An 11,522-nucleotide genomic window follows, 5' to 3' on the forward strand; every position below is an offset into this window, starting at 1 on the left:
TTATTCTTCCTCCTCGATATCGGTCACGCGGCAATTGGCCGCGCCTTTGGCAAAACGAATGTGCAGCGCGTCCCCAGCCTTAAGCTGCGCTGCGTCTGTGATGGCCGCGCCGCGCCGCCCCTTGGCCGCCACAGCATAGCCGCGGCCAAGTACCTTCAGCGGGCTGATCGCGTCCAGCGTCGCCACGGCCTGCGCAAAGCGCAAGCGCCGCCGCTGCGTCACCCCCTGCCCGGCGGACAGCAACCGTTGGCGATACAGCCCGAGCTGCCGTGCCGCCTGCGCCAGACGGACGCGCTGCACCGCGCACAGGCGCTCGCTCATATGGTCGAGCAGCAGCCGCTTTTCCGCGATATACCGGTCGGGCGAGCGCGATTCCAAACGCTCTCGCAGCGTGTCCAGCCGCTGCCGCTGCAAGACAGTCTGCTTGCGCGCCGCCGCTTGTAAGCGCACACCCATCTGCCGCACGGCCAGTACATATTCCGCGCGGTCGGGCACGGCAAGCTCGGCCGCGCCCGAGGGCGTTGGCGCGCGCAGGTCGGCGACAAAGTCCGCAATCGTCACATCCGGCTCATGGCCGACCGCCGAGATGACCGGTATTTCCGAGGAAAAGATCGCCCGCGCCACGAGCTCCTCATTAAACGCCCGGAGATCCTCCATCGAGCCACCGCCTCGGCCGCACAGAATCACATCGGCCTCGCCCACCGCGTTTGCCAGCGCCAGCGCGCGGGCGATGCTTTCGGCCGAACCCTCGCCCTGCACCTGCACAGGAAACAGCGTTACCTTCGCCAGCGGCCAGCGCCGCCCTAAAATACGGATCATATCGCGCACCGCCGCGCCGGTCGGCGAGGTAATCAGCGCGACATGCTGCGGTATAGACGGGATGGGCCTTTTTCTCCCCACATCAAACAAGCCCTCGGCCATTAGCTTCTTTTTGAGCTGCTCGAAGGCAAGATGCAGCGCGCCCGCGCCGTCCGGCACAATATCCACAACATAAAGCTGTACCTGCCCTGTGCGCGGAAACGAACTGACACGTGCCCGTACAGTGACCTTCATGCCGTTTTCCGGGCGGAATTTGAGCCGCATGGCATCCGACCGAAACAGCACCGCCGGGATCGCCGCACCCTCATCCTTGAGCGTAAAGTAATGGTGACCGGAGGAGTGCGCCTTGTAGTTGGACAGCTCGCCCTGCACAAGCAGGCTGCGATACCCCGGCACGGCATCCAGCAGTTCCTTGATCTCGTTATTCAGCATGGTGACAGAATAGATCGTGCTCACGTTTTCTCCCTCTCATACAACCGTGCGGCCAACACCGCCGCACCGACCGCATTATCGCCCGACAGTGCCGGCTCGGCGAAGCAAACTGTGCGAAACGCCGCTTGCATCCGCGCGCGCAGAATTTGGCTTGCCATCACGCCCCCCGCACACAGCACAGGATACGGGTACCGCGCCAGCGCCTGCTTGGTCGCCCGGACGACCGCGTTGGCGACGGTCTCAAGCGTAAAACGCGCCACCTGCGCGGCGGGCGCGCTCCTAAATTGATTCTCGACCTGATTCTGCATACCGGAAAGCGAAAAATGGCAATCGGCCACTTTGGGACAAAAGCCCTTTTCCGCCTCCGCGGAAAGCGCGAGTGCATCCAGCGCGCCGCCCGCAGGAAACGACAGGCCAAGCAGTGCGCCCGCGCGGTCGATCAGCTGGCCGGCGGCAAGATCGGTCGTGCCGCCAATGCAGGTGCAGTCCGGCAAACCATCCGTCCCCGGCTGGACGAGCAGCAGCTCACTTGTTCCGCCTGACAGGTGCCATGCAAGGAACGGCTCGTCCAGCAGCGCGAGTTGTTTCGCCGAAAAAGCCGCTGCCGCGATGTGCCCCTGCTGATGGGAGACTGCGTACAGCGGCACGGACAGCAAATGCGCCGCGCAGCGCGCGGCGCTCTCGCCCGCCAGAAAGCAGGGCATATACGAACCCTCGACCGCACGCGGACGAGTGCTCACGCCAATAGCGCACGGCCTTCCCTGCGGCAGCGCGCCGATCTTCTCATGCAGGCGGACAATGTGCTGGAACAGCGCATCCGACTGCCGCAGACCGATTGCTCCTTCCGGCACGGTCAGCAGCTCGCCCTCGTTCTGCCAGAATCCGGTATACGGCTCGTAAACCGCGGCCGAAGTGCGGTAATTCGAGGTGTCGATCCCCAGAAAACGGTCAGGCATGTTCGCCCTCCGTTGATGTCTTAGAAAATTCGGCGCGCGCGACCGAGCCCAGAATGCCGTTGATGAATGCTGCCGCCTCCTCAGTGTCGTAGGCCTTGGCCAGCTCGACCGCCTCGTTGATGGCCGCACCGACCGGCACATCGTCCACATGGCGCATCTCGTAGATCGCCAGCCGCAGCACCGCCACGGTCATGCGCGACAGGCGGCTGAGCTTCCAGCCCTTGGAATAGGCTTCAATGGTCTGGTCAAGCGCCGCAAGCTCACCTGCTACGCCCTTGACCACGGCACGGATATAGCGGGTCTGCTCCGCATCGAGCTTGCCCGCGTACAGCGCGATATCCCCGCTGATCGATGCCATGATCTCCTCATCCAGCCGGTCGTTCAGGCTTTCATCCGCAAACTGCTGAAAACCCATTTCAAAAATCAGATGCAAGGCGATCTCTCTTGCTTTCGTTCTGCTCATTGTGTTCATGGTAGCAGACTCCTTCTCATTACTTCTGAATACGCCTTATTCTATCGTATTTTTTCCAAAAACGCAAGCGCATAGACAAAGAATTCCCTCGGATGTGATGTGCGCAGCCATCAGCTCCGCAACATAGCAACAAGCAGTTCGACGCCGCCTGCATCGGCGGCATCGAACTGCTTGTCCAATCCTCTGTCAAAGCCGTCTCAGCGCGTCACGATAAGTGCTGTCTTTGCGGCGCGGAGACGGCAGGCAACGGCCTTCCGGGTGGACACGCCTCATGGTCATCCACCCGCTGCCGCATCGCCCCTGTCGTTACACTTATTTTCTTCTGTCTTTACGCAACTGGAACGCACCAACCAACTCCTTGAGCGTGGCTGCCTGACGGGACAACTGCTCGCTGGTGGCCGCCGATTCCTCCGCCGTGGCCGAATTGGTCTGCACCACAGCGGATATCTGATCGAGACCTATGGAAACCTGATGAATCGAAGCGCTCTGCTCTTTGGAGGTCTCGGCGATTCGGCTGACCATCTGGCCAACCTCCTGCGAATGATCTGCGACAGCCTGCAAATTCTTTGCCGTATTCTGTACCAGCTGAACGCCCTTGCTGACCGAGCTGATCGAGCTTTCGATAAGCTGCGCAGTGTTCTGAGAGGCCTCCGCCGACTTGGCCGCAAGATTGCGCACCTCATCGGCCACCACAGCAAAGCCCTTGCCCGCCGAGCCTGCTCGAGCGGCCTCTACCGCTGCGTTGAGCGCAAGGATATTGGTTTGGAAAGCGATATCCTCTATCGTTTTGATGATCTTGCCGATCTCCTCCGAGCTTTTGCTGATTTCGGTCATCGCAGCAACCAGCTCCTTCATTTCCTGATTGCAGGACTGCGTCAGCTCACCGGCCTGTGTTGCCTTGCTGCTGGCGTTCGAGGCGTACTCCTCCGCCTGCTTGATTTGAGCGTTGATATCGCCAACAGTGGAGGACAGCTCCTGTGTTGAGGCGGCCTGATCAATCGCGCCCCTGCTGAGCGCCTGCGCGCCGGTAGACATCTGTTCAGCGCCGGCATCGACCTGAATGGCAGCTTCACGGATATTTTTCAACGTCTTATCCAACGTGAAGTTGATCTTTTTGAGCGCTTCAAGAATATTGGCATAATCGCCCCGGTAATTCTGCTGGCAGGTGGTGATGACATCAAAATTGCCCTCTCCCATCTGCGAGAGCAGATAATCCAAATCCGCGATGATCTCCTTTTGGAAGGTCTGGAACTCCCGTATCATATGTGCCGTGTCGCCGACCTCAGTATCGTCCTCCGGCAGATTGATCTCGCTGTCCAGCTCGCCATCCAGCAGGCCTGCCATTACATGGTGCATCTCGCAAATCGGTCCAATCAGCTCACGCAGTACAAAGGAGATGATAAGTATTTGAATGATGATGACGATGGTAAAATCAATGTAAGACAGCGTCTGTGCAACGCTGGCCATCTCACTCAGCCGCTGGCGCTTGGCATCGATCCTCTGCATGATCTCATCTTCAAACTCGTTTCTGATGGAAACGATCTCCGCCACACCGTCGGCGTACGAGCCGCTGTTGAGCAGCCGGACCGCTTCGACGGTTTCACCGGCTTCAGTCAGCGCCATCGCCTGCTCCTCCAGCGGGATTAGGTTGTTGGAGAGATTGGATATCTTGCTGATGAGGCTTTCTTCCTCAGCAGTCAGACCAAGCTCACGCAGCGCGTCCACAGCCTTGTCCCGGTTTTTGTCTGTGTTGACTTCTCTCCAGTAGTTATTGTAACGGGTGATGTCGCCGGTGGCCGCGTAGGCGCGTACTTCGTTAGTCAGATAGGCGGACGCGTCACCAAAATTACCTACATATTCCGTATAAAGGATCTCATCCTGCATCAAGGCAATGGTCGATTTGTTCAACTGGCTCGATATCAACGCCGCTACCGCACTCAAGAGACACATCACGATCGTAATAACTGCCAACAGCTTGGCCTTTGTCGATTTTTTCATCCTGTGCTTCATAACATACAGACTACCTTTCTTCAATATCTCTTTATATATGTATAAATCTTCCGTTCCAGAAGATCCCAAAATAAAGGTGATAAGAAAAGAAAACGCCTTTTCCTATGACATGCCGACTGACGCTGTATTCCGCAGATAATACTAAAAATCCAAACGCATAAAGGTGCGTCTTGGAAGGGAAAACCATATCTTCCAATATTGCTGTCTACAGTATAGCATAAGGTATGCACTTTTGACAATCCCCAATTCGTATTTTACAAAAATATGGTATAAACCACCGAACACCTCCGCAGGAGACAGTCGCTGAGTGACACCGTTATGCTTGCAATCAGGACACTATGAAGAGGAAATCGTCAAAAAACAGGTGTGGCACCAAAACCACGCTATTCCATTCCGTAAGTGGTTGTGCTTTTCACAAGTATGCGCCCCGGCCGGGCAAAGCGAAACCGTGCGGTTTCAGCCGCACGGTTTTACCAGTCACTTTTCCGCCGGCTGCTCCTCCGGCGCGGCTTCGGGAGCAAAGGTCACACCGCCGACGTGGATGTCAACCTCGATGACCTTTAGGCCGGTCATCGACTCGACAGATGCTTTGACATTCTTCTGCACCTGCTTTGCCACGTCGCAGATATTGTGTCCGAATAACGCAAGAAAGCCGATCTCGATCTTGACCGTATCCTCGTCGCCAAGCTCGATGCGAACGCCTTTCGACAGGTTCTTCTTGCTCAAAAAGCTGACGATATCCTTGGTCAAGCTCGAATACAGGCCGCTGACACCATCGGTTTCCGACGCAGAAAGCGCGGCGATCGAGGCTACCACGTCCTCCGAAATACGAATAGAGCCTTGGTCGCCGGTGGTCGACCAATAATCCTTATGATCTGCCATAGTGCTCACTCTCCTTATATACGGATTATAGCACAGTTTTGGAAAAAAGCAAGGAAAACACTGCATCATTTGTGTAGAGTTCTTTATCCGCCACGCTGCCAGCCCTGTCACTTACGCCGCTTCCGTGACTCTGATCTGTCCGGCTGTCATACCGGTCTCTCCCATCACGATGTCCTTGAGCACAGTCACATCCGCAGCGCCAAGTCCGCCTTCGGGCGGCGCAACCACCACGTTGACGCTCCCCTCTCCGATCATCACGACCGCGTCCTCATAGCCCTTAGCGCGGATCATGCTCTCCATATTGGCCTCGGCCACCGAATTTTCTGCCAACACGGATATCTGCGCGGCCGCCTCATCCTTGGCGGTCTGGTCGGCGCTCTGGCTCTCCGATATCTCCTTGAGGGTGGATACCGCCTCGTCGCGCGCTTGCTCACGGGTCAGTCTGGACGCGGCAAAGTAATTATCCTGCACCGCACCACTGCTCGGTGTGGTTGCCGCCTGATTACCCACGCCCGCCTGCTCGGCGGCCAGCAGATCGTCCGGCGCACCGACATAGCTCCAGTTCAAATAGACCGCAGTGCACAGCAGCAGCGCGATCACGCCATATACCGCGCCGCGTTTTTTGATTTTTTTCATCACAGCTCGCCCTCCTGTTTTGGTTACTACTTATTTATGTCTCCGGTGCCATTTTCAGAACCGTCACTTTGTCCGAGCCAATGCCACACACTGTGCCGACCGCCTGCGTCACCGCCAGCCGCACGGCAGCATCGTCCGCCCCGTCACACAGCACGACCGCACCACGAAAGGTGGGCAGCATCCGCTTGACCGTCACAGGTGTCTCACCGTAGCTGCCGTCGGACAGCACGGTCAGGTTACTCTCATAACTCTGTGCCGTCTCGCTGTTCTGCGTGCGACGGACATTGACCGCGTATACTGCCTCCTCACTCTCCTTGAGGGACAGCATCAGGTCGACGCGCCCCACCCCCTCGATCGCGGCCAACTTGTCATGCAGCGTTCGCTCAAACGCGGCCAGATCAAAGCCCTGCTCAGCTGTCTCGTTTGCCGTCTGCCGCGCCGCCGTGTCCGCGCCGCCAAACCAGCCGCCCGAGACCAGCAGCAGCATCCCCGCCAGCAGCACGACCAGCACCGCACGGTATTTCCGCGCAAGCGGCATGAGCCGCTCATAGGCTGTGCGCAGTGGGATGATATCAAATCCTTTCATCGTTCGATCAACTCCTGTCTTTCCTCGGGCACACCGCATGCCTCGGTCAGCAGCGTGCGCAGCTCACCGACCCGGTTTGCATCCCGGCTGCTGTAATAAACGGTCAGGTCGGCAATTTGGAGCAGGCCGTCTCCGTCCAGCCCCATATTGACGATGACCGTGCATGTAAATCCACGCTCCGCCGCGTATTTTTCCAGCGAGCCTGCGATGCTTGCACCCACCGCGCTCATCGTGGTCTGCATATTCCGCGCCTCGATCTCCTCAGGCGAAATACCTATCCCGTCCGTTATCCCCTTCCATGACAGCGGCCCTGCCCGCGCCAGCGGCTGCAGCAGCGCGAGCAGCATCAGCAGTCCCGCCCCCAGCCGGACGCATTCACGCATCGCACCGCTGCCGGCAATACGCAGCGCCGCCGCCGAGGCGATGCCCGCCAGCGTGACACGCAGCAGGATCGTATGTAACAGTTCCATCATATTGGCTTCACCATCGCCACCACATAGACCAGCTCCAAGTACAGGATCATACAGCAGGTACTCATCATGCCGAGCAGCAGGCCGAAGCCTGTGCCTATCGCGCCGAGCAGCTGCCGCAGATTGGCCGAGCACAGCGGCGACAGCACGGCTGCTCCCGCGCGGTAGCACAGGTAGCTTGCCCCCGCGCGCAGAAAGGGCACAAGACAGATGGCCGTGACGCACAGCAGCCCGAACAGGCCGATCGAATTTTTGAGCAGCGCCGCACCGGAGAGCATTGTCTCTGCCGCGTCCGACATTACGCCGCCGACGACCGGCACCGCGCCGGATACGGCAAACTTGGCGGTTTTGAGCGCCATGCGGTCGACGCTGCCCGAAACACCGCCCGCAATCGTCAGATAGGCTGTGAACAGCGTCAGCACTGCTTTGAGCACACCTGAGGTCAGTCCCTTGATCCCATCTCCGATGCCGCACAGCATCCCGCTCCCCGCCGCCGCGTCCACCGAGGCGATCGCCAGATAGGCGCAGACGGCGGGAACGAGGATGGTTTGCAGCAGACGGATGACCAGATCGAACACCACCATCGCGGACAACTGCAGCGCGGTCGCGGTCGCCGCGCTGCCCCCGACGGACAGGACAGTGGCCAGCACAGGCTGCAGCGTACCGGAAAACAGACTGATCTGCTCCATCGTATCTCGGCAGAGCGCAAGCACACCGGTAAAGTCGCGCAGCAGCACACCGGTGCAGCCGAGTGCACCCGCCATGTCGATCATGCCGTCCGCCTCGCCGCCTGCCGCGGACGAAAAGCCGCGTGCCGCCGCCGTCAGCGCGATCACTGCCGCAACGCGCAGCAATCCCTGTACCCCGCTGCGCAGCGCAGCCTGCCCATCCTTGGATACGTTGTCCAGCAGGCGGCTGAACGAAGCAGCCAGATCATCCGCCGTTTCAGGGCGAATACCGTCCAGATAGGCGCGCTGCTCGCCGGTGAGTGTGCTGTCGAGCGTATTGCCGCCCACCGCGCGCACCTCCTCCTCGGTCACGGCACGCGCATACGCCAAGCACAGCAGCGCAGCCAGCACGGCCAATATCAGCTTTTTCATCTTCCGTTCCTTTCAAATCGTCCATTCAGACACCAGTGCGACCACCTGCTCCAAAAGCGGCAGACAGGCCGACAGCACGCCGACCGCACCCGCGATCTCGACCTTGGCGGCCAGCGCCGACCGTCCCGCGTCCCGGCAGAGCGCGCTGAGCACCCGCACGACCACAGCGATCCCAACCGCCTTTGCTACCGGCAGGTACAGGCTGTCAGTCATACCGCTTTGCCGCAGCAGCACGCCCAGCCGCTGTAGCGCGCCACCCATCTGGCCAAATACCTGTGTCAGAATGAGCACGCCCGCCGCCAGCGCCAGCAGGAAGGCGATGACGGGCGCGTCCTTTTGGAGCGTCAGCGCGAGCACGAGCGTGAGCACCGTCAGCCCGCAGAGCATGGCAAGCCCGCTCAAAATCCAAACACACTTTTCATCATCGAAAAGAGCTGGCTAATCTCCTGCACGATCAGCATCAACACGACGATCAGCCCAGCGAGCGTGGTCATCAGCGCCTGCTCCTCCCTTCCCGAACGCGTCAGCAGCTGACCGAGCACGGCCACCAATATGCCGACCGCCGCAATGCGAAAGATCAGATCAACATCCATATGTCCCTCCACCTTCAGATCAGCACCAGCACCACCAAAATGCCCATGGCGATACCGCAGGTGCGGTACAGATTGCCCTTGCTTTGCAGCTCCACGTCGGCCTGCTCGCGCGCGGCGGTCAAGCGCCTCGTGACCATCGACAGCCCGGCCGTCTGCTCGGCCGCGTCATACCGTCCGAGAAAGCTGGCTGCATCGCACAGGATATCGCACTCTGCCCGTCCAAGGCCAACCTCGTCGCGCTTGTCCCGCAGATTCATGCGCCATAGATAGCCGAGCGATACGCCAGTCTGCTCGCGCAGACAGCGCCGCAGCCCGCTGAACACAGTGCGGATCGCCGGGTCGTCGTGCTCGGCCAGCTCACCCACGATCTCGGGCAGCGGTGTGCGCCGACAGGCGATCTCGCTGCTAATAAGCGACAGCGCCAGCAACATCGCGTCTGCCGCGCGCACCCTGCGCCGCAGCTCCTGCCGCGCGTTCAGCCCAAGCGCCGCACACGCACCGCATATCATCAAGGCGCCGATCATTTTTAACATGGTGTTTCCTCCAGTTCTTCCATCCGGTATGTTCTTCGTCCGTTTTGGCAGCCGATTACCACTGCGCAGTCAAACACCCCCAACTCGAGCAGTGCGCGATAAAGCGTCCGTCCACGCAGATCCCTGACTCCCTCCGCGTGCGCGCTGGCAAGTACTGCCGTACCACAGTGCGCGCAGAGCGAGACGGCCTCGACATCCTCGGGCGCGGTGATCTCATCGAGTGCGAGCAGCGCAGGCGACATGGTCTTGAGCAGCATGAGCGCCGCCTGCTTCTTGGTGCAGCCCTCGAGCACATCGGTACAGCGCCCAAGGTCAAACTGCGGCACGCCGTCGGCGAGCGCGGCCAGCTCACTGCGCTCATCGGCTACGGCAACTGTCCAGCCCTGCTCCGCAGTCAGCCGTATCCACTCACGCAGCAGGGTGGTCTTACCATAGCCGGGCGGCGATAACACCAGCACCGAGCGCGGCCGTGCTGTTCCGATCCACCCGGCGATCTCGCCGCCAATCTGGCGATGCTGCCGTGCCACGCGCAGATTGACTGATGACAACATGCGCACCCCAACGACCTGTCCGTTTTCCGATGTGGCCGTGCCGCACAGGCCGAGCCGGTGACCGCCTGCCAGCGTGATGAAGCCTTGCTTCATGCTCTCCGCATAGCTGTGCACCGAATACCGCGCTGCTCGGCTGACCACCTCGCGCAGTTCCTGCGGCGTGACCGGCGCAAGCCCAGTTTCCCGCTCCCCCGCCGCTGTTTTGACCGCAGGTGGTCGCCCTGCCCGCAGGCGCAGCTCCTCCACCGTGTCCTGACCGGGCAGCGCAGCCAACTGCGCCGCCCGCAGCGGTGTCAGACAGCCGATCGCCTGCGCAAATACTTTGTCCCGTGCTCCGTCCATTTCGATCACCTATCTCACTCTATGCGTCGGCCTGTCCCGAATATGCCCGGCTGTGCTTATTTTTCACTGCGAGGTAAAAGAAATGAGAGCGGAGCAAATACTCCGCCCTCTCAGTTCATCTCTTTTAGCAAGGTATGCTGCATCCAAATGAACAGCATTTTGCCGATTTTCTATTTGTTTTGTGGTGTTTGCGGCCAAATATCAGGCATATCCACCGGATATACTATCGCAACAAAGCCATCCATGTTGCCCGGCGGTTTGGCTTAGGGGCGGGATGGTTGCAAACTCGTCTGTTCTTCACGTATCACCTCAGTATGGGAAAACGTGGACACGTCAAGCCCACTGCCTGCGCGGGCAAACGAAAAAGGGCAGCGAGACAGAAAATCTCACCGCCCTTGCGGTGTTTATTTGTTGCTGTGACAACTGACTGTCGCTTTAGCCTGCGTTTCGCATCAGAACCGTGGCGATCTCCGCGCGGGTGGCTGTCCCCTTTGAATCGAGCAGATTATTGCCCTTGCCGAGAATCAGGCCGGAGCCAACGCACCACTGCATCGTATCCTCCGTCCATGCGGAAATTTCACTCCGGTCGATGAAGTCTTTAATGCTCCCCAGCGCTGATATGTCGTTGCCCTTATGCTGCGCATAGCGATGCAAGATCGCCACCATCTGCTCACGGGTGATCGCGTCGCTCGCGCCAAAAATGCCGTTTCCGTAGCCTTCCATGATGCCGGATTGCGCTACCCACATGACTGCGTTGTAATACCACGCTGTCGCCGGGGTGGATGTCACATCCCTGAAACCGCTCAAGCCGGTGACGGCAGGGCTGCCCTCCATGCGGTAGATGATCGCTGCAATCATAGCGCGGCTCGTTGTACCATAGGAGTTAAACTCAGTCTCGCCCACGCCGTTCATCAGCTCCGCGGCGTACACATACGCCACGCTGTCATGGAACCAGTCGGTCTCCTTGACATCAGTAAACGGATGCGCCGCGCCGGTCTCCGGCTTGGTGCCGGGTTTGCTGTCCGGCTTCGGGGTAATAGGCGTGATAAGGCCTGCGCCGCCGCCGGCTATGCCCCCGCCCGCGCCTGCGTTGCCGCTGCCGGGATTGGGATCCGGGCTGCTGCCGGGGTCGGAGGGATC

Annotated in this window: 14 protein-coding genes; all 14 read right to left on the minus strand. The window is 59.7% G+C overall.

The window, feature by feature from the left end:
* Positions 1 to 1,275, minus strand: coding sequence for an exodeoxyribonuclease VII large subunit (gene xseA, locus MR935_RS03300; RefSeq protein ID WP_290571016.1), 1,275 nt, complete (start codon positions 1,273 to 1,275; stop codon positions 1 to 3).
* Positions 1,272 to 2,207, minus strand: a complete 936-nt coding sequence (locus MR935_RS03305) for a DNA-binding protein (protein WP_290571019.1) — start codon at positions 2,205 to 2,207, stop codon at positions 1,272 to 1,274. Before MR935_RS03305 ends, xseA begins: the two co-directional genes overlap by 4 nt.
* A complete protein-coding gene (gene nusB, locus MR935_RS03310) occupies positions 2,200 to 2,679 on the minus strand; it encodes a transcription antitermination factor NusB (RefSeq protein WP_290571021.1) in 480 nt (159 codons plus the stop codon). The genes MR935_RS03305 and nusB overlap by 8 nt, the downstream gene beginning before the upstream one ends.
* Positions 2,680 to 2,991: 312 nt before the next feature.
* On the minus strand, positions 2,992 to 4,677 hold the full coding sequence (locus tag MR935_RS03315) for a methyl-accepting chemotaxis protein (protein ID WP_290571023.1): 1,686 nt from the start codon (positions 4,675 to 4,677) through the stop codon (positions 2,992 to 2,994).
* Between the two features lie 489 nt (positions 4,678 to 5,166).
* Positions 5,167 to 5,571 (minus strand): Asp23/Gls24 family envelope stress response protein, encoded by a 405-nt coding sequence (locus MR935_RS03320; RefSeq protein ID WP_290571025.1) that lies wholly within the window; start codon positions 5,569 to 5,571, stop codon positions 5,167 to 5,169.
* A gap of 111 nt (positions 5,572 to 5,682) precedes the next feature.
* A complete protein-coding gene (locus tag MR935_RS03325; RefSeq protein ID WP_290571027.1) occupies positions 5,683 to 6,207 on the minus strand; it encodes a SpoIIIAH-like family protein in 525 nt (174 codons plus the stop codon).
* A gap of 34 nt (positions 6,208 to 6,241) precedes the next feature.
* A complete protein-coding gene (locus tag MR935_RS03330) occupies positions 6,242 to 6,793 on the minus strand; it encodes a hypothetical protein (protein ID WP_290571029.1) in 552 nt (183 codons plus the stop codon).
* On the minus strand, positions 6,790 to 7,266 hold the full coding sequence (locus MR935_RS03335; RefSeq protein WP_290571031.1) for a hypothetical protein: 477 nt from the start codon (positions 7,264 to 7,266) through the stop codon (positions 6,790 to 6,792). Before MR935_RS03335 ends, MR935_RS03330 begins: the two co-directional genes overlap by 4 nt.
* Positions 7,263 to 8,363: a stage III sporulation protein AE gene (locus MR935_RS03340; protein ID WP_290571033.1), complete on the minus strand. Its 1,101-nt coding sequence runs from the start codon at positions 8,361 to 8,363 to the stop codon at positions 7,263 to 7,265. The genes MR935_RS03335 and MR935_RS03340 overlap by 4 nt, the downstream gene beginning before the upstream one ends.
* 12 nt (positions 8,364 to 8,375) lie before the next feature.
* Positions 8,376 to 8,765 carry a SpoIIIAC/SpoIIIAD family protein gene (locus MR935_RS03345; RefSeq protein WP_290571035.1) on the minus strand — a complete coding sequence of 130 codons (390 nt, stop codon included), beginning with the start codon at positions 8,763 to 8,765 and terminating at the stop codon, positions 8,376 to 8,378.
* On the minus strand, positions 8,762 to 8,956 hold the full coding sequence (spoIIIAC, locus tag MR935_RS03350) for a stage III sporulation protein AC (protein ID WP_107631977.1): 195 nt from the start codon (positions 8,954 to 8,956) through the stop codon (positions 8,762 to 8,764). Before spoIIIAC ends, MR935_RS03345 begins: the two co-directional genes overlap by 4 nt.
* A 14-nt stretch (positions 8,957 to 8,970) precedes the next feature.
* Positions 8,971 to 9,489 carry a stage III sporulation protein AB gene (locus tag MR935_RS03355; RefSeq protein WP_290571040.1) on the minus strand — a complete coding sequence of 173 codons (519 nt, stop codon included), beginning with the start codon at positions 9,487 to 9,489 and terminating at the stop codon, positions 8,971 to 8,973.
* Positions 9,483 to 10,382 carry a stage III sporulation protein AB gene (locus MR935_RS03360; protein ID WP_290571042.1) on the minus strand — a complete coding sequence of 300 codons (900 nt, stop codon included), beginning with the start codon at positions 10,380 to 10,382 and terminating at the stop codon, positions 9,483 to 9,485. The genes MR935_RS03355 and MR935_RS03360 overlap by 7 nt, the downstream gene beginning before the upstream one ends.
* A gap of 435 nt (positions 10,383 to 10,817) precedes the next feature.
* Positions 10,818 to 11,522, minus strand: a 705-nt coding sequence (locus MR935_RS03365; protein WP_290571045.1) for an S-layer homology domain-containing protein, incomplete at its 5' end; no start/stop codon positions are given.

Source organism: Agathobaculum sp. (genome assembly GCF_022775115.1).
In the GTDB taxonomy this organism is placed as follows: Bacteria; Bacillota; Clostridia; order Oscillospirales; family Butyricicoccaceae; genus Agathobaculum.